At 60.9% G+C, this 26,847-nt stretch carries 28 protein-coding genes; 11 read left to right on the forward strand and 17 right to left on the reverse strand.

The features are described from left to right. The first annotated feature begins 26 nt into the window (after positions 1 to 26). The 5 genes from pbpC (at position 27) to G369_RS35575 (ending at position 6,351) form a co-directional block, all read left to right on the forward strand. Positions 27 to 2,402 carry a penicillin-binding protein 1C gene (gene pbpC, locus G369_RS0109245; RefSeq protein WP_019653711.1) on the forward strand — a complete coding sequence of 792 codons (2,376 nt, stop codon included), beginning with the start codon at positions 27 to 29 and terminating at the stop codon, positions 2,400 to 2,402. A 79-nt stretch (positions 2,403 to 2,481) separates the two neighbouring features. Beyond that, positions 2,482 to 3,834: an esterase-like activity of phytase family protein gene (locus G369_RS0109250; protein WP_019653712.1), complete on the forward strand. Its 1,353-nt coding sequence runs from the start codon at positions 2,482 to 2,484 to the stop codon at positions 3,832 to 3,834. Positions 3,835 to 4,031: 197 nt separating this feature from the next. Next, positions 4,032 to 4,295, forward strand: coding sequence for a DUF3649 domain-containing protein (locus tag G369_RS35570; RefSeq protein ID WP_309936452.1), 264 nt, complete (start codon positions 4,032 to 4,034; stop codon positions 4,293 to 4,295). Further along, positions 4,292 to 5,971 (forward strand): PepSY-associated TM helix domain-containing protein, encoded by a 1,680-nt coding sequence (locus G369_RS0109260; RefSeq protein WP_019653714.1) that lies wholly within the window; start codon positions 4,292 to 4,294, stop codon positions 5,969 to 5,971. The genes G369_RS35570 and G369_RS0109260 overlap by 4 nt, the downstream gene beginning before the upstream one ends. Positions 5,972 to 5,976: 5 nt before the next feature. After that, complete coding sequence (locus tag G369_RS35575) at positions 5,977 to 6,351, forward strand: DUF3325 domain-containing protein (protein WP_063827405.1); 375 nt, start codon at positions 5,977 to 5,979, stop codon at positions 6,349 to 6,351. Between the two features lie 27 nt (positions 6,352 to 6,378). Here the strand turns inward: G369_RS35575 and G369_RS38490 are convergent, their stop codons facing one another. After that, positions 6,379 to 6,519: a hypothetical protein gene (locus G369_RS38490; RefSeq protein ID WP_019653716.1), complete on the reverse strand. Its 141-nt coding sequence runs from the start codon at positions 6,517 to 6,519 to the stop codon at positions 6,379 to 6,381. A 17-nt stretch (positions 6,520 to 6,536) separates the two neighbouring features. Beyond that, positions 6,537 to 7,604: an aldo/keto reductase gene (locus G369_RS0109275; RefSeq protein ID WP_019653717.1), complete on the reverse strand. Its 1,068-nt coding sequence runs from the start codon at positions 7,602 to 7,604 to the stop codon at positions 6,537 to 6,539. A gap of 612 nt (positions 7,605 to 8,216) precedes the next feature. Here G369_RS0109275 and G369_RS38495 point away from each other — a divergent pair. After that, positions 8,217 to 9,053: a plasmid fertility inhibition factor family protein gene (locus tag G369_RS38495; RefSeq protein WP_157773666.1), complete on the forward strand. Its 837-nt coding sequence runs from the start codon at positions 8,217 to 8,219 to the stop codon at positions 9,051 to 9,053. 190 nt (positions 9,054 to 9,243) lie between these two features. Here G369_RS38495 and G369_RS37500 read toward each other — a convergent pair whose 3' ends face one another. After that, complete coding sequence (locus G369_RS37500; RefSeq protein ID WP_080647824.1) at positions 9,244 to 13,224, reverse strand: SIR2 family NAD-dependent protein deacylase; 3,981 nt, start codon at positions 13,222 to 13,224, stop codon at positions 9,244 to 9,246. 327 nt (positions 13,225 to 13,551) lie between these two features. Between G369_RS37500 and G369_RS0109295 the strand changes: the two genes are divergently transcribed. Next, positions 13,552 to 13,782, forward strand: a complete 231-nt coding sequence (locus tag G369_RS0109295) for a hypothetical protein (RefSeq protein WP_019653721.1) — start codon at positions 13,552 to 13,554, stop codon at positions 13,780 to 13,782. 360 nt (positions 13,783 to 14,142) lie between these two features. On the opposite strand, the gene G369_RS0109300 is transcribed toward G369_RS0109295, so the two are convergent. Then, complete coding sequence (locus G369_RS0109300; protein WP_347876432.1) at positions 14,143 to 14,631, reverse strand: DUF5677 domain-containing protein; 489 nt, start codon at positions 14,629 to 14,631, stop codon at positions 14,143 to 14,145. 79 nt (positions 14,632 to 14,710) lie between these two features. On the opposite strand from G369_RS0109300, the gene G369_RS0109305 reads away from it, so the two are divergent. The 3 genes from G369_RS0109305 (at position 14,711) to G369_RS38505 (ending at position 17,542) form a co-directional block, all read left to right on the forward strand. Beyond that, on the forward strand, positions 14,711 to 15,289 hold the full coding sequence (locus tag G369_RS0109305; protein ID WP_020723012.1) for a hypothetical protein: 579 nt from the start codon (positions 14,711 to 14,713) through the stop codon (positions 15,287 to 15,289). A gap of 416 nt (positions 15,290 to 15,705) precedes the next feature. Beyond that, a complete protein-coding gene (locus tag G369_RS0109310; protein ID WP_019653725.1) occupies positions 15,706 to 16,959 on the forward strand; it encodes a hypothetical protein in 1,254 nt (417 codons plus the stop codon). 19 nt (positions 16,960 to 16,978) lie between these two features. Further along, positions 16,979 to 17,542 (forward strand): hypothetical protein, encoded by a 564-nt coding sequence (locus G369_RS38505; RefSeq protein ID WP_157773668.1) that lies wholly within the window; start codon positions 16,979 to 16,981, stop codon positions 17,540 to 17,542. Between the two features lie 27 nt (positions 17,543 to 17,569). Here G369_RS38505 and G369_RS38510 read toward each other — a convergent pair whose 3' ends face one another. The 13 genes from G369_RS38510 to G369_RS0109365 form a co-directional block, all read right to left on the reverse strand. Next, positions 17,570 to 18,004 (reverse strand): hypothetical protein, encoded by a 435-nt coding sequence (locus G369_RS38510; RefSeq protein WP_157773669.1) that lies wholly within the window; start codon positions 18,002 to 18,004, stop codon positions 17,570 to 17,572. Between the two features lie 104 nt (positions 18,005 to 18,108). Further along, positions 18,109 to 18,663 (reverse strand): hypothetical protein, encoded by a 555-nt coding sequence (locus G369_RS38515; RefSeq protein ID WP_157773670.1) that lies wholly within the window; start codon positions 18,661 to 18,663, stop codon positions 18,109 to 18,111. A gap of 202 nt (positions 18,664 to 18,865) precedes the next feature. Next, positions 18,866 to 19,150, reverse strand: coding sequence for a hypothetical protein (locus G369_RS0109320; protein ID WP_019653727.1), 285 nt, complete (start codon positions 19,148 to 19,150; stop codon positions 18,866 to 18,868). 319 nt (positions 19,151 to 19,469) lie between these two features. After that, complete coding sequence (locus G369_RS0109325; protein WP_157773671.1) at positions 19,470 to 20,522, reverse strand: hypothetical protein; 1,053 nt, start codon at positions 20,520 to 20,522, stop codon at positions 19,470 to 19,472. After that, a complete protein-coding gene (locus G369_RS38520; RefSeq protein WP_157773672.1) occupies positions 20,519 to 20,899 on the reverse strand; it encodes a hypothetical protein in 381 nt (126 codons plus the stop codon). Before G369_RS38520 ends, G369_RS0109325 begins: the two co-directional genes overlap by 4 nt. A 120-nt stretch (positions 20,900 to 21,019) precedes the next feature. Beyond that, positions 21,020 to 21,703 carry a glycoside hydrolase family 19 protein gene (locus G369_RS35580; RefSeq protein WP_020723013.1) on the reverse strand — a complete coding sequence of 228 codons (684 nt, stop codon included), beginning with the start codon at positions 21,701 to 21,703 and terminating at the stop codon, positions 21,020 to 21,022. Positions 21,704 to 21,941: 238 nt separating this feature from the next. Next, positions 21,942 to 22,760 (reverse strand): metallophosphoesterase, encoded by an 819-nt coding sequence (locus G369_RS0109335; RefSeq protein ID WP_019653730.1) that lies wholly within the window; start codon positions 22,758 to 22,760, stop codon positions 21,942 to 21,944. Next, positions 22,757 to 23,206: an HAD domain-containing protein gene (locus G369_RS0109340; protein WP_019653731.1), complete on the reverse strand. Its 450-nt coding sequence runs from the start codon at positions 23,204 to 23,206 to the stop codon at positions 22,757 to 22,759. Before G369_RS0109340 ends, G369_RS0109335 begins: the two co-directional genes overlap by 4 nt. A gap of 31 nt (positions 23,207 to 23,237) precedes the next feature. After that, on the reverse strand, positions 23,238 to 24,206 hold the full coding sequence (locus G369_RS0109345; RefSeq protein ID WP_244164297.1) for a metallophosphoesterase: 969 nt from the start codon (positions 24,204 to 24,206) through the stop codon (positions 23,238 to 23,240). Then, positions 24,203 to 24,652 carry an HAD domain-containing protein gene (locus tag G369_RS0109350; RefSeq protein ID WP_244164298.1) on the reverse strand — a complete coding sequence of 150 codons (450 nt, stop codon included), beginning with the start codon at positions 24,650 to 24,652 and terminating at the stop codon, positions 24,203 to 24,205. Before G369_RS0109350 ends, G369_RS0109345 begins: the two co-directional genes overlap by 4 nt. Positions 24,653 to 24,690: 38 nt before the next feature. Further along, positions 24,691 to 24,906, reverse strand: a complete 216-nt coding sequence (locus tag G369_RS0109355) for an antitoxin Xre/MbcA/ParS toxin-binding domain-containing protein (protein ID WP_019653734.1) — start codon at positions 24,904 to 24,906, stop codon at positions 24,691 to 24,693. Next, positions 24,903 to 25,733, reverse strand: coding sequence for a metallophosphoesterase (locus G369_RS0109360; protein ID WP_019653735.1), 831 nt, complete (start codon positions 25,731 to 25,733; stop codon positions 24,903 to 24,905). Before G369_RS0109360 ends, G369_RS0109355 begins: the two co-directional genes overlap by 4 nt. A 28-nt stretch (positions 25,734 to 25,761) precedes the next feature. After that, complete coding sequence (locus G369_RS0109365) at positions 25,762 to 26,205, reverse strand: hypothetical protein (RefSeq protein ID WP_157773673.1); 444 nt, start codon at positions 26,203 to 26,205, stop codon at positions 25,762 to 25,764. Between the two features lie 259 nt (positions 26,206 to 26,464). Between G369_RS0109365 and G369_RS0109370 the strand changes: the two genes are divergently transcribed. Then, positions 26,465 to 26,740: a helix-turn-helix domain-containing protein gene (locus G369_RS0109370; RefSeq protein WP_019653737.1), complete on the forward strand. Its 276-nt coding sequence runs from the start codon at positions 26,465 to 26,467 to the stop codon at positions 26,738 to 26,740. Positions 26,741 to 26,847 lie beyond the last annotated feature (107 nt).

Genomic DNA, 26,847 nt, shown 5'->3' on the forward strand with positions numbered 1-26,847 from the left:
GCCAGGGTGAGGGCGCGGCGCCTTCCATGAGCACCGAGCTCGATCCGTCGCCCACGCCCTCACCCCAATCCTCTCCCGGGGGGAGAGGGAGGAAGAGAGCAGTCATCGCTTTCGCAGCCGTAGTCTTCCTGCTCGCGCTGCTGCGCCTGTGGCCCCACGCCCCGCTGAGCGAAACCGTCGGCAGTTCGCGCGCCGTCTACGCGCAAGGCGGCGAGCTGATGCGGCTCACGCTCGCCGCCGACGAGCAGTACCGGCTCTGGGTGCCGCTGGAGCGCATCTCGCCCACGCTGGTCGATGCGGTGCTGCTGTACGAGGACCGCCGCTTCTACGCGCACCCCGGCGTCAACCCCGCCGCGCTGGTGCGCAGCGCATGGCGCATCGCCAGCGGCGAGCGCAGGCAGGGCGGCTCCACCCTCACGATGCAGCTTGCACGCCGCGTCTACGGCATCGACAGCCGCACGCCCACCGGCAAGGTCGTGCAGATCTTCGCGGCGCTGTGGCTGGAGGCCCGCTTCAGCAAGCACGACATCCTGGAGGCGTATCTCAACACCGCACCCTACGGCGGCAACATCGAGGGCGTGCAGGCCGCCAGCCTCATCTACTTCCGCAAGGACGCCGCCAGGCTGAGCCTGCCCGAGGCGCTGACGTTGGCGGTGATTCCGCAGAACCCCGTCAAGCGCATCGCCGAGCGCGGGCGCAATGCGGAGCTGCAGGCCGCGCGCGAGCGGCTCTCGGCGCTGTGGGCCGAGCGCGATCCGACGGCGAAGCAGCATGCTCCCGACGCGCAGCTCGCGCTGTCGGCCCAGTCGCGCGGCAGCCTGCCCTTTCTCGCGCCCCACGCCACCGACATGCTGCTCGCGCAGGAGCGCGGCGTGCAGGAGGTGCGCACCACCATCGACCTGCGCATGCAGGCGACGCTCGAGCGCGTCATGGCGCAGTACCTGCGCGCGCATGCCGACGTGGGAATGAACAACGCGAGCGCGCTGCTGCTCGACGCGTCGACGATGCAGGTGCGCGCGATGATCGGCTCGGCCGACTTCCGCAACGACGCCATCTCGGGCCAGGTCAACGGCGTGCTGGCCAAGCGCTCGCCGGGCTCCACGCTCAAGCCCTTCATCTACGCGCTGGCGCTCGACCAGGGCCTGCTGCATCCGAAGACGATGCTGAAGGACGCGCCCACCTCCTTCGGCCCCTACACGCCCGAGAACTTCGACCACCGCTTCGCAGGGCCGCTGCCGGCGCAGGAGGCGCTGATCCGCAGCCGCAACGTGCCCGCGGTGGCCGTGGCCGCGAAGCTCTCGAAGCCCGGCCTCTACGACTTCATGCGCCTTGCGGGCGTGCAGAAGCTGCAGAGCGAACAGCACTACGGCCTCGCGCTGGTGCTGGGCGGCGGCGAGGTCACGCCCGAGGAGCTGGCCGGCATGTACGCGACGCTGGCCAACGGCGGCGTCTCGCAGCCCATCCGCTACACGCAGCCCGCGCCCGGCGAGAAGCCCGTGCAGCCGCTGCGCCTGCTGAGCGAGGAGGCCTCGTTCATCACGCTCGACATGCTGCGGCAAACGCCGCGCCCCGACACCACGCTGCCCGCGCGCCCCGCCATCGCATGGAAGACCGGCACCTCCTGGGGCTTTCGCGATGCGTGGACCGCGGGCGTGTTCGGCCGCCACGTGCTGGTGGTGTGGGTCGGCAATTTCGATGGCAGCAGCAACCCCGCGCTGGTGGGCGTGGATGCCGCCGCGCCCCTCTTCCTGCGCATGGTCGACGCACTGCGCGCCGAGCGGCTGGACCCGGGCGAAATGGCTTCGCGCCGACCGCCCGACCTGCGCCGGGTCGAAGTCTGCTCGGCGACCGGCGGCCTGCCCGATGCGCTGTGCCCGGTGCGCACCATGACATGGTTCATCGCCGGCAAGTCGCCGATCCAGGTCAGCAACCTGCACCGCGCCGTGTGGGTCGACGAGACCACGGGCAAGGTCGTCTGCGGCCCGCAGCCGAATGCGCGGCAGCAGGTGGTGGAGCAATGGGGCAGCGACATGCGCCGGCTGTTCCGCCAGGCGGGGCTGCCGCGCGCGAGCGCACCTTCCGACGGCTGCGAGAAGTCGCAGGGCAGCGAGGGCGACGCCTCGTCCGACAGCGCGCCGCTCATCACCTCGCCGCTGCGCGGCGTGCGCCACACGCTGCGTGCGAAGAAGCCCGAGCCCCTGGTGCTGCGCGCCGAAGCCGCGGCCGGCACGCAGGCGATCTACTGGTTCGCGGACGACGCGCTCATCGGCCGCGCCGCGCCGGGCGAAGGCATCACATGGATGCCCGATCTCGCGTCATCCGGGCGGCGCTACCTGCTGCGCGCGGTCGATGACCAGGGCCGCGCCGAGTCGCGCGAGGTGACGGTCGACATCGCGCCCTGAAGTCCCATGGGGCATGTCATGGCCGCGTCATGCCTGGCCGGCATGGTCACGCGTTTTCGACTTGGAACCTTTCCCGCTCATGACGCGTTTCGCTCCCCTGTCCTTCGTCGCCCTTGCCGCCGCCCTCGCATGCACCGCAGCCCAGGCGCAGACCGCCTTTCCCGCCACGCTCGCCGGCCACGCCGTGCTGCCAGCGCAGAGCTTCGTCGCCGCGCCCAAGGATGCGCCGGCCGACCTGCAGGTCAGCGGCAAGTTCACCACCGGCAAGCGCGTGGAGGCGGTGGGCTCGGTCGAAGGCCTCTCGGGCGGCCGCGGCACCGGCGTGTCGCTGCCCTTCAAGGGCCAGCCGCTGCAGGGCCACTCGGGCATCAAGAAGATGGACGACGGCAGCTTCTGGATCCTCACCGACAACGGCGCCGGCACCAAGGCCAACTCGCCCGACTTCATGCTCTACCTGAACCACTACAAGGTGGACTTCAAAAGCGGCAAGTTCAACCGCATCGAAACCGTCTTCCTGCACGACCCCGACAGGAAGGTGCCCTTCCGCATCGTCCATGAAGGCACGAAGCAGCGCTACCTGACCGGCTCCGACTTCGACCCCGAGAGCTTCCAGTTCGCCGGCGGCGCGCTGTGGATCGGCGAGGAGTTCGGCCCCTTCCTCATCAAGGCCGACCTGAAGGGCAAGGTGCTCGCCGTGTACGACACGCTGGTCGACGGCAAGACCGTGCGCTCGCCCGACCATCCGGCCGTGACCACGCCCGGCGCCCCGGGCGGCGCGGTCGACTTCCAGATCAAACGCTCCAAGGGCTTCGAGGGCATGGCCTCGTCGAAGGACGGCAGCAAGCTGTACGCGCTGCTCGAAGGCCCGGTGTGGAACGCCGAGGCGAAGGACTACGAGAAGGTCGAAGGCAAGGAAGCGCTTCGCGTGCTGGAGTTCGACGTCGCCACCGAGAAGTGGACCGGCCGCCACTGGAAGTACGTGCTCGAGGCGAATGGCAACGCCATCGGCGACTTCAACATGATCGATGCGACCACGGGCCTCATCATCGAGCGCGACAACGGCGAAGGCACCAGCGACAAGGCCTGCCCCGAAGGCCAGAAGCGCACCGACTGCTTCCACGACATCGCGAAGTTCAAGCGCGTCTACAAGGTCGAGCTCAACGACGCGAACGTGGGCGGCCCGGTGCGCAAGATCGGCTACATCGACCTGCTGGACATCGCCGACCCGAACAAGCTCGCGCGCAAGTCCCTGAACGACGGCGTGCTGAAGTTCCCCTTCTTCACCATCGAGAACGTCGATGTGGTCGACGCGACGCACATCGTGGTCGGCAACGACAACAACCTGCCCTTCTCGAGCAGCCGCGAGCCGAACAAGGCGGACGACAACGAGCTGGTGCTGCTGGAGGCGGGGGCGCTGCTGCAGGCGAAGTGAGCTAGCGGGCGCGTCCGGGGGAATGCCCCGGATCGCAGGCGGGGTGGTTGAGAAGATTCCTTTTCAGATGAGTATCATTCTCATCTTCTCGGATTTCCTCTCCCCTCCTCCATGAACCTCCGTACGACCTCGCACGCCGTCCGGCGCGCGTCGTGACTGCCGGCGTTCGCCATCGCTTAGGCGTTGCTTTGCGCGCCGTGGCCGCCATCGCCGGCGGCTACGGCGTCGCGGCGCTCTCTTCCGTCGTGCTCGCACTGTGCCTGCCCGCCGCCTTCGGCATGGCGCGCAGCGAGGCCACGATGACCGGCCTGCTCGCTTCCTTCGCCGTCTTCGCGCTCTCCGTGATGTGGGTCTTCGCCGCGCGCACGGCGTTTCGTGCGTGGTCCGGCCTTGCCGTGGCCGCGGCGGTGCTGGGTGCGCTCCTCCTGCTGCTCATGCGCACCACCGGAGCGGCCGCATGAAGGAAGGCTTCCGCCAGTCGATGGCATGGCTTCACACCTGGTCGGGCCTGCTGGTCGGCTGGGTGCTGTTCATGGTGTTCGCGGCCGGGACGGCTTCGTACTTCAAGGACGAGATCACCTTATGGATGAAGCCCGAGCTGCATGCACCGGCCGCGCGCGCCCAGGTGCCGCAGGTCCAGGCGGCCGAGAGCGCGGTGGCCTATCTGCAGAAGCACGGCGCCGGCAGTCCGCGCTGGTTCATCAACCTGCCGGCCGAGCGCCAGCCGTCGACCGACGTGCTGTATCTGGCCACGCCGGCCTCGGCTGCCGCACCCGGCGACAAGCCGCGCCGCCGCTTCGACCGCGTCTCGCTCGACCCCTCCACCGGCGAGGCGCTCACCGCCGCACGGGCCACGCGCGGCGGCGAGTTCTTCTATCGCCTGCATTTCGACCTGCACTACATGCCCGCGCTATGGGCGCGCTGGATCGTCGGCTTCTGCGCGATGTTCATGCTGGTGGCGATCTTCAGCGGCATCGTGACGCACAAGCGCATCTTCAAGGACTTCTTCACCTTCCGCCCGAAGAAGGGCCAGCGCTCGTGGCTCGACGCGCACAACGTGACGGCGGTGCTCGCCCTGCCCTATCACCTGATGATCACGTACACGGGCCTGGTCACGCTGATGTTCATGTACATGCCCTGGGCCCCGCAGGTGGCCTACAAGGAGCGCGGCGGCGAGCAGGCCTTCTTCTCAGAGGTCTTTCCCGGCGGCGGCCGCGACCAGGTCAAGGCGTCCGGCAACAAGGCGCCGCTCGCACCGATCGCGCCGATGATGGCGCAGGCCTCCGCGCACTGGAACGGCGCCGCCGTGGGCCGCATCACCGTGCACCAGCCCAACGACGCCAACGCGGTCGTCTCGCTCACCCGCGCGGAAGGGCCGCAGCTGTCCTACGACAAGCCGTCGATGCTCTTCAACGGCACCACGGGCGCGCTGATCGGCGCTTTCGGCGACGTGCCCAAGCCCGCGGCCGAGACGCGCGGCGTGCTCTACGGCCTGCACATCGCACGCTTCGGCGATCCGCTGCTGCGCGCGCTGTTCTTCCTCTCGGGGATCGCGGGCTGCCTGATGGTGGCGACGGGGCTTCTGCTGTGGGCCGTGAAGGAGCGCCAGAAATTCGCGAAGACGCTCAAGCAGGGTGGGCGCATCGGCTTCGGACTGCGCCTCGTCGACGGTTTGAACCTCGGCGCCATCGCCGGACTGCCCGTCGCGATGGCCGCCTTCTTCTGGGCCAATCGCCTGCTGCCGGTCGGCATGGCCGAGCGCGGCGACGCGGAGATCCGCTGGTTCTTCATCGTCTGGGGTGCGGCTGCGGTGCTCGGGCTGCTGCGGCCCACGCTGCGCATGTGGCAGGCGCAACTCGCGGCGGGCGCGCTGCTCTTCGCTCTGCTGCCGGTGCTCAACGCCTTCACCGGGCCGGCGCCGCTGACCGTCAGCCTGCGCACCGGTCCGAGCGCGGTGGCGGGTTTCGACCTGGTCGTGATCGCGCTGGGCCTGGGGCTCGCGGGCGCGGTGTGGATCGTCGAGCGCAAGCGGCGCAAGTCGATGGCTGCCCGGCAGCAGGCGCAGAAGCATCCGCCGGCCTCGCCGCAACAGCAGCAGTCGTCGTCGACGCTCGCCGCGTCGGGCCAGGGATCGTGACGGCGATGGATTCGTCCCTTCTTTCCCTCGTGTTCGCCGCCTCGCTCGCGGGCTTCTGCGCGCTGAGCCTCGCGATGGACCGCCACAGCGAGGACGTCTACGGCCGAGGTAGCACGCCGGGGCGGTGGCGGCGCTGGCTGCAGCTCGGCGGTGCCGTGCTGCTGTGCCTGTCGCTGGGCGGCAGCCTGCGGGTGGCCGGCAGCGCGGTCGGCTGGGTGCTGTGGCTGGGCACACTCACGGCCGCGGCGCTGTCCACGGTGGCGCTGCTCAGCTACGCGCCGCGACGCTTCCACTGGATCGCATTTGCGGCGACGGCCGTCGCGCTCTGCAGCCTGCTGGCGAGCTTGCTTTCGCCGTCGTCCGCATCGCTCGCGCCGTGACGGAAGCGGTGCGCAGCGCCTGCGCGCTCATCGCGCCTTCCACCGCCCTACATAGGGCCGCGCCACATCGCAAGCCGGCGTGATCTTCTGGCCTTGCAGGCCCATCGCGTCGAGCGTTTCCTGCACCTGGCTCAGCGCGGCCACCACCGAGCGGCCGATGACCGCCATCCTCAGCCTCCGCGGTTTCACGCAGGCCGCCGCACCGAGCTGCCGCCCGAGAGCACGCCCTGCGTCATCGGCAGCGCCATGAAGTCGTGCGGGAAGCCCATCGACACGGCGCTGGCCGCTTCCAGGCGTTGCAGCGCTTCGGCGTCGAGCTGAACGTCGAGCGCGCCGAGGTTGTCCTCGAACTGCGCGAAGGTGCGCGCGCCGATGATCGGCATCACCGTCGGCGCCCGGCGCTGCAGCAGCCACGCCAGCGCGACCTGCGCACTCGAGCGGCCCTGCTCCTTCGCGACCTGCCCGACCACTTCGGCGATCTCCAGCGAGCGGGCGCTGAGCGCGCCGTTGCCCACGGCCACGTCCTTGCGCGAGCCCGTCACGCCCGAGCCCGGGTCGTTGCGATGCTCGAGATCGGCGCGCGTGTACTTGCCCGAGAGCACGCCGCTGCCCAGCGGCGACCACGCCAGCACGCCAAGGCCCAGCTCCTGCGCCATCGGCAGCAGCTCGCGCTCCACGGTGCGCTCGATCAGGCTGTATTCGATCTGCAGCGCGACCAGCGGCGCCCAGCCGCGCAGCTCGGCCAGCGTCTGCATGCGCGCGATCTGCCAGGCCGGCGTGTCGGAGATGCCCGCGTACAGCACCTTGCCCGAGCGCACGAGGTCGTCGAAGGCGCGCATCACTTCCTCGAAGGGCGTGAGCCCGTCCCAGATGTGCAGGTACAGCAGGTCGATGTAGTCGGTGCCCAGCCGCTTCAGGCTGGCCTCCACCGAGCGGACCATGTTGCGGCGGTGGTTGCCGCCCGCGTTCGGGTTGCCCGGCTGCATGTTGAGCGAATACTTGGTAGCCACCACCACCGACTCGCGCCTGTCGGCGATGAACTGGCCCAGCAGCCGCTCCGAACTGCCGTTGGTATAGAAGTTGGCGGTGTCGATGAAGTTGCCGCCGCGCTCCAGGTAGAGGTCGAACATGCGGCGCGATTCGCCCGCGTCGGCGCCCCAGCCCCATTCCTGGCCGAAGGTCATGGTGCCCAGCGACACGGGGCTGACGCGCAGGCCCGAGCGGCCGAGGGTGATGTAGTCGTCCAGCTTCATGATGCAGCTTCCTTTCGTGCTTTCGTTGCGAGGTGAAGGCGGCGGCGCGAGGGCCGCTGCCACCGCCAAATAGAGTTCTTTACTGAAAACCGTCTAAGTCCTTGATCTGCAACGGTGCGTCCGATATCGTCCAACAGCCAAGTTCTTTACTAGGGTGCGCGAGCCTGCTGCCAAGAAGTTCTTTACCCGTTGAAGTCAACCTGCCTAGGTGCAGCGAAGTTATCGCCTGGGCGCCTCAGAACAAAGCTGCACTGTCTTCAAGCTTTATGAAGCTTGGCTTCAAGATGCATTGCGATTGCGGGAAAACATGGGGTGAACGTGAAGTACCGCCTTCGTGTCCTGTCGACCAAGCGGCGGGCATTCGCTCGAAGCTTTGGGATCACCGCCATCTCCGAAACTCTTTGGCCCAGTTGTGCAGGCGCGGAAGTGGGGGCGAGAAGTTGCCGCAAACCCGCCGTTGAGATTCCTTCGGGCGAAGGTGTCCGTCACCTGCCGCACGCGCCCAACTTGTTGGGTACGACGAAGACGGATTCAAGCAGACCTCACCCATGTTCATGTTCTTCGTTGGGCGGCCCGCAAAGCGGGCACCGGAATTTCGCCTAGGAGAAAGCTATGAACATCGAGCAACTCAAGCTGCTCGCTCAGCGCCTGCGCGGCGTGCTGGAGCGGCGCAATCAACCAATCGGGCACGGTCAAGCCTTTGACCAAGTCGCGGCCTTGCCGGGCTTGCGAAACTGGCCGGAAGTGCTTGCATTCCCCGGTCGACTCGCCGCATGCGAACTCGATATATCTGCAGCACAGCGTTTGGCAGTCAGAGTGAATAGGCACCACGGGATCGATCTCATGCCGCAAGCGCTTCTGGGGGTGCTTTCCGGGAACGGCACTCGACTAGTTGAAGCGCGCCGTATCAATCCCTGGGAGACCGAGAGTGCTGTGTATGAAGTTGCGCTGGAATCATGTGAGTGCGTCTTCATGCGGGCGAATGGGGCGAACTACCGCAATACCGAGCGCATGGTCGTAGTGGTCGACGCGCAGCGCTTCCTTTTTCATTGGAGGGCTGATCGCGATGGGCATCACGCGGCCGAGGCCAATGGGGATCCGAGCACCTGGATTCATGACTACAAGTTCGACTTGGCGGTCGACGGCTTTGCGCAGGGCGTCAAAAACCCAGTTCCTCTCGCAGATGTCGGGTGCTGGCGCAAGCCTGATGTGCCACGAACTGAAATGAGCAAGATGGCCAGCGATGCCCATGCACCTTTGACTACACCGGTCGTTTCGTTCACTAACGGCATCACGCGCACTTTGTGGTTGCTTGTGCATGGTGCTCCAAGTTTTCCTGTCGAATGCTCGCGAAGCGAAGCTGAGTTGCTCTCGCACTATTGCGGAGTACCTGGCGTATTTCCTCAAAGTGTTTGTGAACTCACGGGCATGACGGATCATTCAGATTGATCTGCAGGGGGCTGACTTCAGTCACCGTTGGAGCATCTCCTCGGGTTGGGCCACCGGACAAATCAGAACTGATGCACTGGCTGGGTCTTCGGCTGCTTGGGGGCGCAGTGACGCTGGCCGCTGAGTCCTTCAATCGGATCATTCCCGAATGGCATCGCGCGTGTTGACCATGTCAGAGACGAGTCTCAGCTCAATCTGATTCAGCCACTCGATCTTCGAAGGCGCGCAATCTCAATTCCGGAAGCGGATCCTTCTTTGCTTGCTCCAACCAATCAAGAGCTGCCGGAGTGGAGTACCTGGAGTGCAGAGTTATCGCAAAGGCCAACTCTGCGCATCGGAAACGGAGTAGCGGAACAGCTTCTTCATCGATCTCCTCGCACCTGCCATGTCCGTCAACTTTCAGTTCCTCCTGAAGGGACGCCAACGTACCATTGAGCAAGAACAATCGGGGGAGACTTAGATATTTTTTCCACACCGGTGATGGCTGCGTCGCAAGGACATCCAGAGCGCTCGAGAACGAGGGCATGACGCGGCTGCTGACCGTAGACACCAAGCGGTCGTACAACGAATCCAGAGACGGCAGATCACCCTGTATGGAAATATTCAAAGCCCATCCGGCAATTGCGTGCGCGGACGAGGCAGTGAACAAGTCCCGGCTGACCATAGCCAGTTCCAGTTCTCCCACACAGGCGACAAGCTGCTGCGGATCAGGGGAAGACGCAGCTTTCAGAAGCTTGAGTCGCCACATCGGCATCCGGAAAATCTGAAGTCGATCATAGATCGGCCAAACGCGTGCGGTCAGCACCTTGTCGGCATGCCCATCTTTCTGCTTACCGCGGCCTAGAAAGACCAAACTGAGTATTTCATCAAGTATTTGCAGAAGTTTCGTTACCCCGGCCTGCAGTTCGGAGTGAGACCTCATGTCCGCGTTTAAGTTGTCGATCCCCAGGTCAAGCCATTTCTCGATGATCGAAAAAAACTCGGAAAGATCAGACTCCGACCAGGCAGCTCTTCCCATCGATAACTTGACGCCTTGAAGAAGGCCATCGTTCAACGGCAGTCGATACGTCCGCCCACCTGCAGCCTTGAGAGTCATGTACCCTTCGGTAGATGAGAAGGGAACGAATTCCTGCTCGAGCCAGAATCGCTTGTACACAGTATCTGCATCGACACCGTTTGGGGCTGGCCACCGTAACGTCGCATGTGGATAGAAGCCCGGGACAACGGGGAGTTCTTTCCCATCATGTCCACGCCATAGCAGTGCTCCCACGGCTCGCCGCTGGTCGGCGCTTATCCTTTTTAGGATGTCCAATGCAAACAAGCGAAGCCAGGCGTTTGGGGAAACTTCAGGACCTGCTTCAGATAACTCACGCAGGAGTTCCTCAAACATCGGATTCCAGTCAAGGTCATTTGCCACTCCATTGTTGTCGCGTCGCATCGCGGCAAGCAAAGGTTGCACACTGAGCCAGTTGTCTCCATGTCGCTTTTCATCGCTAGGCGCTTTGTGTGGCAGCTGGAACAGTCGAAATAGGACACGTTGCTGCCAGGGAGTGTCAAGCGCCTCCATGCACTGCGCCAGTGCTTGGCCGACAATGCGCCATTTGTCGGATGCGCCGAGCAATCCCCGTGTAGTGTGGAGCTCAAGGAGACGATTTGCCCACTCAAAAACCTTCTCCTGTGATTCGACGCGAATTACGATGCGCGAAAAGCTCGTTGCGAAGAAGTCGAATTCCCTGGAAGCATTGGCAATCGTTCGAGGCGAAGACGCTAGCAACTCTAGACGACTGAGGAAGCGTTCTGCGTGAGTCTCTGCATAGCTGGAATCCAGGCTTGCAACTTGTAGCCGGGAAAGCCATCCAGTCTTATGCGGCGGCTTGGTGCGGTCGCGTGATTTAAGCGCGTCTGCATGAACACATCGGAATAGGACTCCGACGCCGCGCCGAAGTGGATCCTTCTCGACATCTCGTATCCACCAGGCAGCTTGCAAGAATTCCTCGGTGTAGAAGCGCGTCTTCCCGACCATTGGCGTTAAACCTACACGCTCTGCAAGTTGCAGCCACGTCTGTGCCGCGGTCACCTTATTTCTGTGTTCGGAGCCCAATCCGACGATGCGCGACTGAGGCCTAGCATAGAGCTCAAAGCTACTGTAGGGCGAGTTCTTGGCCGTAGGATCACCCGCATCTTCGTTCAAACGCTCGATGATTCGGCGAAGCTCATCCTCCGAGTCATAGCCCTTCTTGCCCAACGCGCGCAAACGATCATTGAACTCGTCGCTGCGCAGCCGTGCCCTGTTTTCTTTTCCCGAAGCTCCTTCGGAATTCGGCTTCACAGACTTGTCCTGTGAGTCGCGTGCAAGAAACATGTCACCCAGACTGTGTCTCGCCTGAGAGGTAGCAGGTGCTTTTGTCGGCTTGACGTCGCGCTGTTCATCTGCGTCGTCGCCGCTGTCTACGCTCATTCCGAATAGAGAGAGTTGCTCAACACTTTCATGAATTTGCATCGTGATGAGACATGCCCATGACTCCATCGAGAGAAGAAGAGGATCATCGGGGTCAAGTCGCTGCTGCTGTCGCATTAGCTGAACGGCCTTCTCGCAGCTCGAAAGCGCTTCCGTGACACGCCCCATTTCTGCGACCAGCACCGCATGCCTGATCTGCATGTAAACATCGCTTCCTTGGACGCGCCAGCGTCCGAGCCTGCGCAAGGCCTCACCGCGATTTCCTTCATGCAATTGAGAAAGGACGGCTTGATAGGCCAAATGGTCGTTGACAACCAGATCCTCAGGCCGCCATTCAATGAGGAGGGCTTCAATTTCCTTATAGTCGGCAGAGTGATGACCTTGTCGAGCCCATGAAAGGATGGCAAGAGCCAACTTGGTCCAACCCTCAGCCAGTGCATTTTGGTTCGTGAAACCAAAGGGTCGGAGCCTCTTTTCCAAATGCTTGATCTGGGAAAATTTCAGATTCGCCGTTTTGTGCAGAACGCGAAGTGATGTCTGCGCCGCCTGATCATCAAGATCCTCTAGCAGGATTGATTGCGCCCATGCATACAGCCCGAGGGTCGCGAGTGCAACCGCTGGTTCTTCTTCTTCGAGTTTTTTCAGATATGCGATTTGATCGAACCAGTGCCCAGCACCTTGTAGATGATTCGCAAACCTTCGGCGAATTCTCTGCGGTGCGACGAGCCAGCCAGGATAGCTGGCTCGCTGGGCCGCGATGAGCGGCAAGGCCTCGATGAACTGACCGTATCGCTCGTCGACCGATTCCCTGTACTGACGGTGTGTGTCACTCCATTCGATTTTTCCCCAGCCAGATATGCTTCCTTCGAGTGGTTCATTGAGCATTTCAAAGAGTCGTAGGTAGCGCCCTTCGTAGTCCGAATCTTCACCACTCGCGCTTGGAGGCAGAAGTACCGGAGTGACTCCCCGTGCCTGCAAGAGTGCGCGTTGGCCCGCGGTTGCCTCCTTGGAAAGCAAGAGATAGATCGGGAGTGCGTGTTGGTCCTGCATGTCGCGGACCCAGCCGATCCAGTGCAGGAAGTTCGGATCGTCGCCCGAGAAACCGATCAGGCACAGGACGTTTTCTAGCAAGGACTGCCGCACTAGATTGACAAATGGCGCGGAATCGTTCGGATATTTTCGATAGTCTTCTTCTGTAACGATAAACGGTCGATGCGATGCGAAGGAGCCGTGCAGTTTTACTATGCGCCGGCGGCCGAGAATCCGGGACTGAGGAATGTCTTCACGACAGCAGATCGTGAAGTACGAACTCTCCAAGAGAGTCTCTGCCGTCCGCTCGAGTAGCGTGTCGTAGTTGGTCGTCAAGACCTCAGACCAGGGCATCGACATCAGAGCGATGTGCAGGCGCCCTGGCGCGAGACGCTCATCGGGGACGACTTGCCGCAACACTTGCTCCAGTGCAGGGCGAGAAAAGAGACGCTCGTACTGTTCAGCAAGCTGTGTGGCGTTCGCCGCGTTGAAGACGACCTTCTCTGAAGAAGGATTCAGTCCGCGTGCCAACGCTTCGGCGAGGTCTTCCCAGGTTCCTACGTTCTGACCACCTTCTGCGTTGCGACTGAACCCGGAGCCAACCATGACGGCGGCATTTCGATTGGCAAGTGCCTTGCGTATGGCGCGCAGATGTATCGCGTCGCTGTATGTATTGCTCGACATGGGATGGAATCGTTAAGTTGAGGGGCGCATTGGCTTCAAACGGACTTTACGGTCGAATCCGACGATCTGGGGCTTTCGATCTTTTGTCGCTCGGGCAACAGCGTTGTGTGCACAGAGCGCGGCCTGGGAACAGGCTGATCAAAGGGAAGCTTGGTGCCAATCCCTCGTTCATGGGATGAACACACTGTGCTTCACAGTCAGGTTGTGGGACCCTTGCAAGATTCTTGATCAATGAAGAACGTCACCCGTCCCGTGGATCGGGTGTGCGGGAGCCTGCGAAAGGAGTGAGAGAATGGATCGACAGCAAAAATACTCAAGGAGGTTGCGATGGATCAGTCACTTTCTCAATTCGCGCTGGTGAGTTTGATGGCAGTTGCGGCAGTCTTGATGGGCCTGTGGCAAGCCCGCAAGTCGGGACTGTTGTCTGCTTGGGGACATTTCACGGTGGCAGGCATGGCCGCGGGCTTCGCGCTACGGAGTGAAGCCTTGGTGCAATGGGCTATGTACCTGGGGGTTGCCGCCGGCGCCCTGTTCATAGTGGTCAGCGCCCGAAAATGAGGCGCCTGCTTTTCAAACGTCTCATGGGAATGTGGATCCAAGAGCAGTAGTCGTCTACTGATTGCCTTGGGTTTCGGATGGGTGTTGGGACGACGGAGCGGCCAGGCTCGCTCTCGGTTACCTTTTCACTCCCGAGGATGCCGGTAGGTGCGAATCCGCGAATGGTCTCCCTCTTAGTCGCGCTTGACCAAGGCAACTGCGTATGAATCCATGATTTGCTGCAGCCGCAGATGAGGTTCTTCGCGATGATGATGAAAGAACAGTGCTGCCGTCTGAACCAGCGCGCTGAAGGCGGTGCCACACGCTCGAGCCGCCAAGCTCTCGTCCATGAAGGCTAGAGTCGACCTCGCCGCCGAATGATCAATGTTGAAAACCACACGCCCGGGGCGTCCAGTGCCCAACTTGCGAGAGTTCGTCGTAGAGCAGTTTCATGTCGGGATCGCCGATTTCTTCTGCCATCGTCCGCAGCTCCACTCTTGATCCGTCTCCGTTCACATGCCAGGTGTTCTGATAAGGGTCGAAAAGCTTCTGAGTCCCGACCCGTCGTGCGCCAGATGCCAAGAACTCCAGGTGCGCTTGCAGCCGTTGCTCCAAATCAACTTTCTTGTCCTCCGGGGTACCAAAAGGCGGTGTGCCTCCTCTCTTCACGAGCTTCCAGTCGCTCACCAGACTGAAAGCTCTCCATCTAAGGGGGCGCTCTTCGGGCTCGAGGGCCGCCCAGGCGACCAGGATCAGACCTTCCAGCATGGTCCGGGAAATGGTCGCCGCATCCACATCCTGTCGGGAGTCCAGAAGCATATCGATCGATCTCGCATGAGCTGTCTGCTTGTAGAGGAAGCACATGGCCATGAAGCCGAGATGATCGCTCTCGTGGAGAACAACGTCCGAGCTGGAGAGCACAAAGACAGACCTGAAGAACCGAGACGAGTTGCTCGATTCAGAACGTCAGAAACGGGGCGAGGCCGATGCAGCCCAGGCGGCGGCAAGCAAACGCGTTGAGGAGGCAGAGACGAGGGCCAAGGAGGCTGAGCAACGTGCTCAGGAGCTCGAAGCCGCGAGACGGCAGTTGGAGCTGCAACGCGTTATCGACGTCGACCAAGCAGAAAAAAGGGCGAGAACAGAATCGGAGCGAGCCGAAACCGCTGAGCGCAACTTCTCCCGCCAGAGGTACATCGCGCTGTTCTACGTGTTGCCCATTGTTCTGGGAGTGGCGGCAGCAGCTTTCGCCAACTCGAACCTAGTAGCCGAAGCGTTTCCTGCTCTTGCGCAGGGATGGCGGTGCTGGGCGCTGCTCGTGAGCGTTTCCCTGCTGCCTGTTTCCATCGGATTTCTTCTGTCTCCGGGTTATGTGACGCGCCGTCAGCATCTGGATGGTTGGTGGCCGGCGCGCTGCGCACACTTTATCGGCAAGAGGCTGATCGTGGCACCAACGCTCGCCGGCTTGGGAGCCATCTTTCAAGGTGGCGTCTGGGATGGAGCCAAAGCGCTTCTCGGCATCGGCTCGTGACAGGGACGTATTCGGCTGGTCGTCTCATCTTGACGACTTGATGGCTCTGGAAACCGTAGGCCAGACTTCGATCGCCGGCCAAGAGGAGCGATGCATGAAGAAAAAGCCTCCGTGATCTCGCGCAGATTGCGCCGCTCTCGTGCTGCAGCGCTTGGACTGGCGCCGAACCGGCGCGTGGAGATCGAGGTGTTCGTGCAGCGATGAATGGCCAAGGAGCGGGCTTAGCGGGTCATCGAGCCGGCTTGCCGCTTGCGGGCCGGCCGCACCTAAGCGCTTTGGGGGGCTCAAGAAGGCCATTCTTGGCATCACACAGCACATGACGGCCCAGCTTCGTGAACTCGAGGCAGATGGCTTTGCTTGTGAGTTTTTGGTGAAGAGCATCGACAATCCGGAAAAACAATGTCCGGAGGGAAAGCATGGATATCGCTCAGATCAATCAGAAATCCATTCTCGTAGACGTGGACTTTTACGACGATACCGAAGAGAAAGCTCTACTGGGTACTGGCTATCCCAGCGGTGCGCGAAACATGCTCAAGGCGTTAGTGACCAAGCCGATCGCCATTCCCACGAGCGAATTCCTTTCCTACTTCCTATTTCATCGCAAGGGCTCCGATGGCTATGGGAACTACGAGCAGATCCAGCGACGCGTGAAAGTCGCGGAGAGCTATATCGACACGTGCCTCCGATTCGACGGTACGTCGGTCGGCCTGCCGTCCAAGGGGCGGCCCCCAAGAGACATTACCGAGCATGTCGGCGAGTCCATCAGCTTGTCGGTCGTTAGTCGGCTATTTGGACTGAACGAAGCGGACTGGACGCCACTACCCTCTCGCGGTGGAAAGAGGGCGCTGCGTTCATTTGATTTTGAGATTGCGTCCGATGGAAAGACTATCGTCCAGGTCGAGTCCAAGGGAAGTGCGGTTGAAAACAACGCCCGCAAAGAGGGATCTGTGCCTAATCACAAGAGAAGCATCCGTGGAAAGAAGGATGATCTCTCGAAGCCCGGTGTTAAGGACCCTTATCCCGCATCGGTTCGCTATGGCGCAATAATTGCGCTTGATGCGCGCCCGCAAAGCCGGGCCAAGTGTTGGCTGGTAGATCCGGATCCCGAGTGGCAAGCCTACGAGCCAAAAACGCTCAGGCTACTCAAGCGGATGGCATTCCTTCAGTCATGGATCGGTCTGCTGAGCCCGAGATCGCAGCTTTCAGCTTCGCTGGCAACAAGGCTGTCAGATCTCATGACTTTGCGCGACCCATTCGAGTTGGATGGCCTCCCACTGCTTCGTGGCAGCGGAGAGCCAATAAAGTACGCCAGCTTGTCTCCCAACAGCATTCATTCGACCTTCCTCGCAGGCAAATCCCGCGTCGTCGACAGCGCTGCTGGCGGCATTGTCATCCCCGTGCGCGAGGACCTTTTGGTGTTTCTCGCAATTCGCGAAGAACTGGTGGGCGTCGCGGCCGAGCAGCATTTTGCATCGATTATTTCGTTCGACTATCCCGCTTCGACCAGATTGACGACAGTCGAGTGTGTCCTGCCCAAGAGCCGGTTGAGCGGCATCAAAATGCCACCCGACGCTGTGAGTAGCGGGAGTCATCTTCATTTCTATCTGGAAGGAGAAGTCCACTACACGCCGTCGGGACTGGGATTTGGGTTCTTGTCCATTCCCGATTGACGCTCAACGCTGACTATATATGTACGAATTTATTGCATGGTCTAAGCTCAATCCGTCAGAGCAAGCTGCGTGGGTGCAGGCAGTCGGCTCGGTAGTTGCCATTCTTATTGCCATCGCCGTACCTGCTCTCGCCGCTCGGTCCAGATTCAGGACCGAAAGTGCTGCCCGCAAGGAGCGCATGCTGAATGCCGCATTAAGGGTTTTCGACCCGATAAGCAGCCTACGTGAATCGATGGCGGAGTTTCTGGAGACACTCTCGGATGACTTCGACCCCGAGAATCGTGGAGTCCGTACAGACCCCAACAACGGAGACTATGAGCCGCTCATACAACCGGTCATAGCATCTGTTGCAGTACTCGATGATCTAGGGACAATGGCGCCAGCCATGCGAAAGTTTCTCTTTGAGCTTATCGAGCTGGATCGCTTCATGAAGGCTATCCCAGCGATTCAGAGTTCCGGCGTACCTGCGTTCTGGCGCGCCAATCTCCCCGATATTCGAGATCGAATAAGAGAAGTTGTCGGCAGCGCAGACTTTGTGATTGCCGAAATGAGAAAAGTCATGGTCTCCCCTGCAAGCCAGTAGACGACTGCCCCGGGGGGGGGCGGGTAGCTACTTGAGCTTCGCTTCACGCTGCTGAGCGAGTGTCTGCTTGCGCATGATGATCTCATGATCGCTTTTGAGAATGAGATCGTGGTATTGCTGCTTCCCTTTGAGGGGACCTACATTAGGATCATCCAGCCTGGAGTCCTTGCGGGCGCGTCTTGGCAAGTCCTCAATCAGGAACGAAAACTCCGCCATCGCCTCTTGAAAGCGGCCGGCTTTCTGAAGATATAGAGGTAGCTTGCACCAAGTGGCTGCAGGATAGATGGTCCGAGAGCTCAACATGAGCTCCTTGGCATTTCTCAGAGCTTCGATGGCCTCAGTCCAGCAGTGAGCAGTTGCAAAAGCTGTTGCGGCTCGATGACTAGCGGCAATGACATCATCGGCGTCTACCGGACTTGATTGAATTGGTTCCGGCACCCAGATCTCCAGCAGCTCTGACAAGGTGGGAATACCTCACTGACGTATGCGGAACTCCACCGCCTTGCGGAAAAAAGCCATGGCCGGAGTGCTCGATGGTTTTGCCTGCACATATGACAAAAGGAGCGTCAAGCGAGCCTATTGCACGTGGCAAGCAACTGCTCGTGCGATTGAAGAAATGCAGGTAGCTTCGCGTCAATAGCTTTGGCTTCATCTCGAACATGTGCTGGAAGGTTCTCCGGATCCATATCCCGTGTAATCACGCTAACGTAGCCTCTGCCGTCTGGAACGGTGTAGCGAACCAGCTCCGCGGCCAATTCGTTGGCTGCCTTGATGAAAGCGGCTTGTTTAAGGCGAAGTTCTGGGTGCGTGAAGTAGTGGGCTTCGTCGGTCCAAGTTTCAACAACTGTGTACAGCGGGGTAGTGGCCTTCGCCCTGAATGGAAGCAAGAAGTCATGCTGTTGATACTCCCGGAATAGACCTGAGTCAGCGAAGAGCGAACGAAAGGTCTTCGCAAGTTCGCGATCGTGACCAGAGAGTGCGCTGACGGTCGGCCCTTGAGATGTCGCGGCTGAAGACGCTGAAGTTCTCCAGCCAAGCATGGTGAGGAACTTGGACCTAGGCGTCTCAAAGGCGAACGCGATACCAACTATCGCTAGAACAAGACCTGCGACCTCGATCATTGGGTGTCTCCGAAAGTTGCGCACTCTATCCACTTCGTGCGAGATAGCCTACCCCGATTTTTTTCGAGGACAGACTCGCCCACATTCAAGGTCAGTACGCGCCAGACCAGGGAACTCCTAAGTCTCAACCTCGAAACTCGACTGTCCCATGACGGTCATTCAAGGCTACTACCTAGCCATGGGGAATGCTCTTACTTGCCCCTCATCCGACCTCGCGCGTCTTGTACAGCATTCTTTCCCGATGGAATTCCGACCATTCTTCCGTCGGAGCCTTGAACGGCCCGAGACCCGCTCCGAATTGCCACCATTCGCCCATCAGACCCTTGGACTCCCCGGGCGCCGCTGGGAATTTCCACCATTCTTCCATCGCTGCCTTGAAGCCCTTGCGCACCGGAGCGAATGGCGACCATTCGCCCGTCGCTCCCTTGTAGACCTCGACCGCCGGGAGGTATAGCGACCATTCGTCCGTCACTTCCTTGAAGACCACGACCGCCTGATGGAATGGGAACCATCCGCCCGTCGGAGCCTTGCAGCCCCCTCCAGCCATCTGGTATGACTATCGCCATACCATCGCTACCTGTCAGCGTTCGTTTCACGGCGTGACTCCTGATTGCTTATGAAGGTCGAGTGACGGTCGCATTCTGCCGTCGAAATGCCATGGTGCGGTGCATGCATGCAGTTCAGTCAGGAGCAACTCGGATTGATCCCTCTCCGGTTGGGGTAGCCACCGAATCTCTGTCAGTTGACTCAAGAGGGTCGAGTTTTCCTGGCGCCGATGAAGCGTAGCGGTTCAACGGATTGATCTGCTACTTCTTTGCTTCCTTCAGCAAGAGATCGGAGGGGAACTTCCCGCACATCTCGGCAATCTTGCCAAGCATGTCCTCCATCTTCTTTTTGTCGGCAGCAGCACCTGGGTCGAGAGTCTTTTGATATTCCGAAAAGATATCGCTTCCCGACGCAAGGCACTCCGCCTTCGCACGCTCTACTTGAGCGACACCGGCACCCGCATAGTAGGTACGCATGCCTTCGGTTAGATTCTGGGAAGCAACGCCGGTCGAAAAGACCTTGCCGATGGTCAGTGCCGTTTCGACCTTGGGAGCCACCGTCGTTCCGGCCTCAGCGCGCGCTTTCGTGTTGGCGTCAAAGCTTCCGAATACGGAATATGCATCCGTCTTCTTGTTCTCACCGCCCACCAGGCTGAATGCTTCGGCCAGCCCGGCCACATTCGCTGCATCGAATGCTTCGTCGGCCTTTTCCTTCTTGGCGATCGCAAGTCCGACCTCCGATCTGGCCGCATTGAATCTGTTCGCCAAGGTCTCTCTTTCACCCAAGAGAACCTTTTCGTCCGGTGACCGAGATGCCTCGGCCTTACCGCCGGCAACGCTCAGCGCGGATTGATTGCTGTCTACGTAATTGTTCAGAGCCTTTTGCAGCTCTCTGGCCTTTGCAACGGCTTTGTCGTACTCGTTCTCCGCTTTATCCCGTTCAAGACTTGTACGCTTGAACTGATTGATCTTGTCCTCCGCAGCTTGCAGAGCGCTCTTCGGAACGCTCGAGTCGCCGACATTGTTCGTTCCTTCAATTTTTTTCAGCGCGTAGCTCGAATGCGTGCAGTTTTGCTTCGTCGAAGCACCTTCATCGCAAGGCTTTGCCACGGCGACAGGCACATAGGCGGCGTCGACCTGCTTGTATCCGAAGTTCACCGACACACCGGGCTGCTCCGTTGCTGTCGCCGAAACGTCCATCCCCACGGTGACCTTTGAGGAATAGACGAGTGGTGCCTGCTGAAGCGGCGCACAGCCCGCTACGGCAATAAAAAAAGACACGCCCGCCGCTTGGTAAAAAACTGGAGCTTTCATGGTCTCTCCTCGTTGACGACACAAAGGTCGCCGAGCCTTTGGGGTTCTTCTTTCAGCAGACGCATAAGGGCGTCAAACTGTGTGCTGCTCTGAACCACCACCATCGTGTGGCATGCGGACGGATGCGGAAAAGCAGCAACGCGCTCCTTCACGGCGCCAATCGTCAATGAGCGCGTCGATGCCACAAGGCCGAGGCCATCTGTTGCAACCATCAGTGGTGCATTGCCATCGGCTGGAAAATGGATGTTGACGAAACCAATGCCGTATGAAATTCGAGGGTCGGATCCCGAAACACGAACACTGACGCAGCCAGTCAGCGCGCCGGTGCCGAGCAGTGACACCGCGATCATGAGACTTCGAGATGCGATGCGCTTCATTCAGAATTCCAGGCCGTGTACCTTGGGGCAACGCGCCGAAGTCGGCGACGGGTATATCGTAGTAGTACGCCAGATGACGCAGGGCATCGGTGTTTTGTGCTCGCGACGTCGAGCGCTTGCTCAGATTGACGACGAGTTCAGACACTCATAGAAGTCTTTTCCATGACCGGCTGTAATCTCCGCACGCCGAGATCCCGGATTCACAATCTTGCGTGCCCCAACCCAGTCAGCCTTCTCTCCTTTGAACGAGTCGGCCAGTGAGCGCCCCGTAAAAAGGCCTTGCGCCATGCCCTCTACCAGGATGACGACCGACTTGTCGGGGTCCAGTGCGAGCTCGGGCTTTTCAACCAGGGCGTCCCCCCAGCCGAGGGTTTTTCCGACCGACTCATACTTTCTTTTGTGGGTTATCTGAACTAAGCCGCGGCCGAAGTAAGAACGGCCTTGCGCATCGGGCTTGCTGTAGTCCGAAGATATGTGCTTTCCACGAAAGTGCTTTCCCACCGCCTCGATGGAGCAGCTATCGGTTTTGCAAAGCCCCTCGCGGACGGGCGCCATTGTTCCAACGCTCTCCCGGTAGGCCGTGCCAAGGATGTACGCAAGCCAGCGTTGATCCGTGTAACCAGTCTTCTCCCAATAATTCAGGATTCGATCGATGCCTGCACGCCGGTCGCCTTTGAAAAGGCTCTTGGGCAATGTCTTGGATCCCTCGCATTCGGCATAGAAGCGAGTTCGATCCAGATTTCCAGCTTGCGCCTGCGTGGAAAAGAAAGCCAGCAACGCAAGTCCAAACACGAAGCGTTTCATCACGACCCCCTCCAGATCGCCCTGGCGATCATTTGTGTTGTCGGGAAAGCATGCGAGAACAACGAGCGATTTTCCATCCCATATTTGAGCGATGCACCGTCCTCACCGATATCTTTGAACGTGCCCTAATCGACTCACGCGTCGTGACACATCCGCCGGGCCGCAGGGCGGTGGAGGCCTTGCACCTCCGGTGGGGGACGCATCCCCGCCGCCATAGGTGATTGATGCGCGCCGAAACTCAGACGTCGATCACTAATCCGGGATTGAATTCCTTGTTCTCGATCCTGCCACTCCAGTTCACGTAACCCCGCGGGTTGCACACAATTCGGCAGGAGCGGACCCAGTAGTCGAACCGTTGATGTGTATGGCCGTGCAGCCATAGCACGGGTACATCGAAGAAGACCTCGGGAAGCTCTGTGACGAAAGCACCCGACGCCCAGTCATCGGCATAGCGCTGCGACAGCGAGCCGCGATGAGGCGCATGGTGTGTCACCACCACCGTTGGGCTGGTGAACGGTTCCGAGAGCTTCGCCTGCAGCCAGGTGCGCTGCGTCTGATGAATCCGCAACGTGTCCGCAGCTTGAAGCTTTCTTCCTTGCTTGTGGCGCCAGGTACCAGGCTCTGCTGACTCGTCGGGTGCCCGGATCAGCGTGTAGTCGTTCAGCAGGTTGGTCGCCATTTTCATGGCGCGCGCTGCGTCGCTGACCAGTCCTTCAGGCGTTTCGATGGCGAGCTCGAAATCGGTCCACAGCGTCGCTCCGAGAAACCGCACGCCGTCGATCACCACTTCATCACCATCGAGTAGATGAACATTGGTTCCTTCGGCTTCGCGGCGCGCTCCAGCCAGTGTTGTGTCCAGCCGTCCGTCGTAGTACTCGTGGTTACCAAGCAGGTAGATCACGGGCTTTCCTCGAAAGCGATCCGCAGCCCACTGGACGGCGCGCTTGGCTGGCGAATGAATGTCGCCGGCGAGGACGACGACATCGAAATCGAGATCAGGTGCGGGTTCGAACGGCGCGAACTCGAGGTGAAGGTCGGAAAGGATCAGGAGTTTCATCGGGAGGTGCCTTCAAAGCGAGCGCGAAGCTCGGCACTGGCCTTGTCGTCGAAGCCGGTGAACGATCCGCACACCACCAGGTGGTCCTTGCAGTGATCGAATTGCCAGTAAGCATCGTCGAGCGCGACCCAGGGCTCGTCGACCGCATCGTGAAGCTGGAGCCAGGCGAGGATTTCTCCTTCACGTGGCCTGTACGGCGGAGGAAGGCCGCACCCCGGGTACGGGGTCATCCCCAGGACGCGAGCTCGAATGTCACTGGAGAAGGGCTTCATCAATGTCTTGTAGCGGAGATGCGCGCGCCAGGACGAACTGATCACGATGTTCACGTGCGGGAACTCGCGCAGCAACGCCTCCAAGCGCGGCAGGAAGCAGAAGTCGACGCCGTTAAGGATGTGATCTTCCCCCTCCGGATGCAGCACACCGTCGAAGTCGAGGAACAGGATCACGCTGGGCCTCGCCGCCTGTTCTTATCAGTCCTCATACGACACCGCCGTGCTGGATAGCGATGAGCATTGATCTCACCTTTTTCGACCCGCCCCTGACCGCGAACGCCACTGGTGTTTGACCGTCGAGCAGTTTGTGTGGCTTGTTTAGCCAAGCCTGCGCCGCTGCGCCGAAGACCCTAGTGGCGAGCTCCAGCAAGTCTTGTGGAAGAGCTTCTGATTCAGTCTCCGCCCGTGAGTCCAGCGGCCACGCCAGGTGCGAGCCCATGTCGACCCCGAAGGCGCGGAACGGTGCAGCAGTGCTCATCAAGCCTTCGACGACATAGTCGATGTTCTGATGGTGATGACCGTGGACTACGAGCTGAACGCCAAGCATCTCGGCGAGTTCGTCGATCGCTCGCCAGCCGTGCGGGTGCGCACCCGGCGCCTCGTGCGTCACCAGGATGTCGGCGGGGCCGCTGCGCAGCAGCCGCAGGTAGTCGACCGGGAAGATGGAGGATCGGTGCTTGCGGGAAATATCATCGCGCCATCGTTCCTCTCGCTTCATGGCTCGACGCATGGCATCGCTCGACTGGAACGCAGCCTTCTCGACCGGCTGCCGCGGATCCCAGATCTTGGTGCGGAAGATGCCGCCCAGGCCCGCGACCTTGTACCCGGCGATCTCGACGATGCGCCCGTGCAGGTTGCGGTCGGCGAGCTCCGATCCCCACAGGTTGTCGTAGTCGGCATCTGTGTCGGTGTCATGGTTCCCGTGGATGAACCAGACCTCAGTGTGATTCAGGATTGGGCTCAACTCAATGTGCAGCAGTTGGCGCGCCTGGATGTCGCCCAGGAGCACGATGGCCTCAGGACGGCAGTGCTCGACTGCGGCAACCACGGACTCGAGATCGCCGTGGGGATCGCCGAAGAACATCAGCTTGGGCGCCGACTGCTTGCGCTCGGATTGCGCCTGAAGGTTCGGCGAGATGCGCGGTGTCATTTCATTTGCCGAATGGCGGCTCATCGGCCGGCGGCGAATCGCAGGAAGTGCGCGCGCAGTTCCTGGAAGCTGTCCTGGTCGAACGCCCGCTTGGGCTCGGTGAACACGAGCCGCGTGAAGCCAGCTTCAAAGCTCTCAGGCCAATCGTCAAGTGCGACCCACTCTGCGTCCCTGCGGCCGTTCCCCTCGAGCCAGGCCTGGATCTCCAGCTGGCGCCGGTGCTGGACGGCCGCGTCGGGATCGAGCTGTGGCGTGGCTCCGATGATCCGATGCCGGATGTCCTCGCTGAAATACCGCTGCAGCTGCTCGACACTCTCGGCCAGGCGCCAATCCGAGGAGATGACGACGTCGACAGATCTGAACTCCCGAAGCAGTTCCTCCAGCAGCGGCAGATGGCTGAAGAACCTGCTGCTGAACGAGTAGTCGGTCTCGACGGGATGAAGAACACCATCGACATCCAGGAACAGCAAGTCACTGGATTCATCAGTGTGGGTGGTGCGCGGGGATGTCATCCAACAAACCCAGCCTGGATGGACTCCAGAAGATTGAGTACATCGGCGGCCCACCCTTCGGCTACCAGCGACTCAGCGGTCCTGTTGTCAAACAGCGCGAGTGGCTCGTTTCTGTACCAGAGGACGGCCGCCACGAGGTCCCCGCCCGAGACCGCAGTCGCGGCAGCCAGCACTTGCTGGATCGCACGGGTGGATGACAGGATGTCACTCATAGCTCGACCACCAACCCTGGGTCGAACTGCTTGTTTTCATGGTCTCGACCATCTCGCACGTACCCTCGCGGGTTGCACACCACCCGGCAATTGCCGACGCCATAGCTATGGCTCTCGTGGAGGTGGCCGTGCACCCAGAGTGACGGCACTTCGAAGAAGGAGTCTGGAAGCTCGCTTACGAAGGCCGGGGACAGCCAGTTGGACTGATAGTGCGGCGCGAGCGAATTCCGGTGCGGGGCATGGTGAGTCACGACCACCGTTGGCCCTGCAAAGGACTCGGCCAGCTTCTGGGCCAGCCACGCACGATCGCTCAGATGGAGTGCCCGTGTGTCCTCGGGCGTCAATCGCCGCTTCTTGGGTTTGGCTGCCGCCTGAGCTTCGGACGGTTCCGGCACCTCGGCCCACCGGATGGACGAGTAATCGTTGAGATGGATCTTGGCCGTCTTCATGGCCCGCTCGGCGTCGACCAGAGACCCCGCCTTGGTCTGGATCGACAGTTCGAAGTCGCTCCACAGGGTGCAGCCCAGAAATCGGACGCCGGCGATCACGGCCTCGCCCGGTGCCAGGAGATGCACGTTGCACGACCTCGCGGTGAGCGCCATTTCCTTGAGCGAGGTCTGGTAGACACCTTCGTAGTACTCATGGTTGCCGGGCACGAACAGGATGGGGGCTGTTTCCCCAAAGTTTCCCGGCCGGCGAGCCCAGCGCATGGCCTTGGAGCCGGGCACGAAGATGTCCCCGGCAAGGATCACGACGTCGTAGTCGATCTTCGGGACGTTGAAGATGCCGAACTCAAGGTGCAGGTCCGAAAGGATGAGCAGTTTCACGTCAGCAGGTCCATTCTCAGAACGGCACTCAAGACATCAGGATCGAGAGCTTGGCGTTCCATGTCTTGCCATAGGACATGGAAGGCACGGCGACGCGGATCGTCGGGCGATCGAAGTCATTGGTCTCGAAGAGGAAATGCACGTGCTGAAAGCGCCACATCGCCGGTTGCCTGAAGTCTTCGGTCCACAAGAGCTGCCAGGTCCGGAAGTAGTCGAAGTCGACTGTCAGGGCGGACTTTCCACGAAAGACGATGCAGGCTTTGCGTGCATCGGTGTCGAACAGGATGCTGGTTCCGTCCCAGTCGCCCAGCATGCGTCGGGGATCGACCGGGAAGAAGGTCGCGCCGGCTGCGTGGCCTTGTTCCCGCAGCATTTGCTCGCGTCCAGTCTGGATCGAACGAGGCGATGCGATCCAGGCCCAGTAGAAGAGAGCCACGGCGACGGCGAGCATTGCCAGGAGGGGAAGCGTCACGACTGAGCCTCCAGGCGCCACCGTGAAAGACCACTGCTTTTCTTTACGGCGCCGCCGATATTCGCGGCCGTGCTCTCGACTGAAGGTTGTGTCGGTTCTGTTCTCATTCCTCGTCCTGTTCTGTATCCGCAGCAAAAACGATCCGGCCTTGACCGAGAGCTGCTGCTGGCCGAATCACTTCGGCCCGAGATTCGAAGAATAGTCGAATTTCCACTATTCCATAACGAACTTCAGGGTGCGAGCCACAAGGACGTGGCTCATGCAGAAAACGATTTACAGCCGGCAAAGCAAGCTGGTGACTACTCTCCTACGAGAGTTCAGGCAAGCGAGGGAAATGACCCAAGTGGAGTTGGCGAAGAAACTCGGCATGACCCAAAGTGACCTCAGCAAAGTTGAGCGCGGAGCCCGACGTATCGACTTTGTTGAGTTGCGGCACTGGGCCGCCGCAGTGGGTATCGATATGGGACTCTTCGTCGCTGAGTTTGAGGCGAGGCTCGACGCGGCGTCGGTGGCTGCTCGCGGGCCTCATGGCTAACAGCAGTCCGGAATGCAGAGGCCGCGGGGCGATATCACGTCAAGAGGAGTTCGAGTTGCTGAGGCGGTGGTCACTTTCGCCGTGCGTGAACTCGCCCCTGTCACCTC

Origin of the sequence: Variovorax atrisoli 110B, from assembly GCF_000382045.1 — a bacterium.
In the GTDB taxonomy this organism is placed as follows: domain Bacteria; phylum Pseudomonadota; class Gammaproteobacteria; order Burkholderiales; family Burkholderiaceae_C; genus Variovorax; species Variovorax atrisoli.

Bases quoted from the DNA above. Each gene is read 5' to 3' on its own strand.
- pbpC (WP_019653711.1), top strand. From the start codon at position 27: ATGAGCACCGAGCTCGATCCGTCGCCCACGCCCTCACCCCAATCCTCT.
- G369_RS0109250 (WP_019653712.1), top strand. From the start codon at position 2,482: ATGACGCGTTTCGCTCCCCTGTCCTTCGTCGCCCTTGCCGCCGCCCTC.
- G369_RS0109260 (WP_019653714.1), top strand. From the start codon at position 4,292: ATGAAGGAAGGCTTCCGCCAGTCGATGGCATGGCTTCACACCTGGTCG.
- G369_RS35575 (WP_063827405.1), top strand. From the start codon at position 5,977: ATGGATTCGTCCCTTCTTTCCCTCGTGTTCGCCGCCTCGCTCGCGGGC.
- G369_RS38490 (WP_019653716.1), bottom strand. From the start codon at position 6,519: ATGGCGGTCATCGGCCGCTCGGTGGTGGCCGCGCTGAGCCAGGTGCAG.
- G369_RS0109275 (WP_019653717.1), bottom strand. From the start codon at position 7,604: ATGAAGCTGGACGACTACATCACCCTCGGCCGCTCGGGCCTGCGCGTC.
- G369_RS38495 (WP_157773666.1), top strand. From the start codon at position 8,217: ATGAACATCGAGCAACTCAAGCTGCTCGCTCAGCGCCTGCGCGGCGTG.
- G369_RS37500 (WP_080647824.1), bottom strand. From the start codon at position 13,224: ATGTCGAGCAATACATACAGCGACGCGATACATCTGCGCGCCATACGC.
- G369_RS0109295 (WP_019653721.1), top strand. From the start codon at position 13,552: ATGGATCAGTCACTTTCTCAATTCGCGCTGGTGAGTTTGATGGCAGTT.
- G369_RS0109300 (WP_347876432.1), bottom strand. From the start codon at position 14,631: ATGGCCATGTGCTTCCTCTACAAGCAGACAGCTCATGCGAGATCGATC.
- G369_RS0109310 (WP_019653725.1), top strand. From the start codon at position 15,706: ATGGATATCGCTCAGATCAATCAGAAATCCATTCTCGTAGACGTGGAC.
- G369_RS38505 (WP_157773668.1), top strand. From the start codon at position 16,979: ATGTACGAATTTATTGCATGGTCTAAGCTCAATCCGTCAGAGCAAGCT.
- G369_RS38515 (WP_157773670.1), bottom strand. From the start codon at position 18,663: ATGATCGAGGTCGCAGGTCTTGTTCTAGCGATAGTTGGTATCGCGTTC.
- G369_RS0109325 (WP_157773671.1), bottom strand. From the start codon at position 20,522: ATGAAAGCTCCAGTTTTTTACCAAGCGGCGGGCGTGTCTTTTTTTATT.
- G369_RS38520 (WP_157773672.1), bottom strand. From the start codon at position 20,899: ATGAAGCGCATCGCATCTCGAAGTCTCATGATCGCGGTGTCACTGCTC.
- G369_RS35580 (WP_020723013.1), bottom strand. From the start codon at position 21,703: ATGAAACGCTTCGTGTTTGGACTTGCGTTGCTGGCTTTCTTTTCCACG.
- G369_RS0109335 (WP_019653730.1), bottom strand. From the start codon at position 22,760: ATGAAACTCCTGATCCTTTCCGACCTTCACCTCGAGTTCGCGCCGTTC.
- G369_RS0109345 (WP_244164297.1), bottom strand. From the start codon at position 24,206: ATGAGCCGCCATTCGGCAAATGAAATGACACCGCGCATCTCGCCGAAC.
- G369_RS0109355 (WP_019653734.1), bottom strand. From the start codon at position 24,906: ATGAGTGACATCCTGTCATCCACCCGTGCGATCCAGCAAGTGCTGGCT.
- G369_RS0109370 (WP_019653737.1), top strand. From the start codon at position 26,465: ATGCAGAAAACGATTTACAGCCGGCAAAGCAAGCTGGTGACTACTCTC.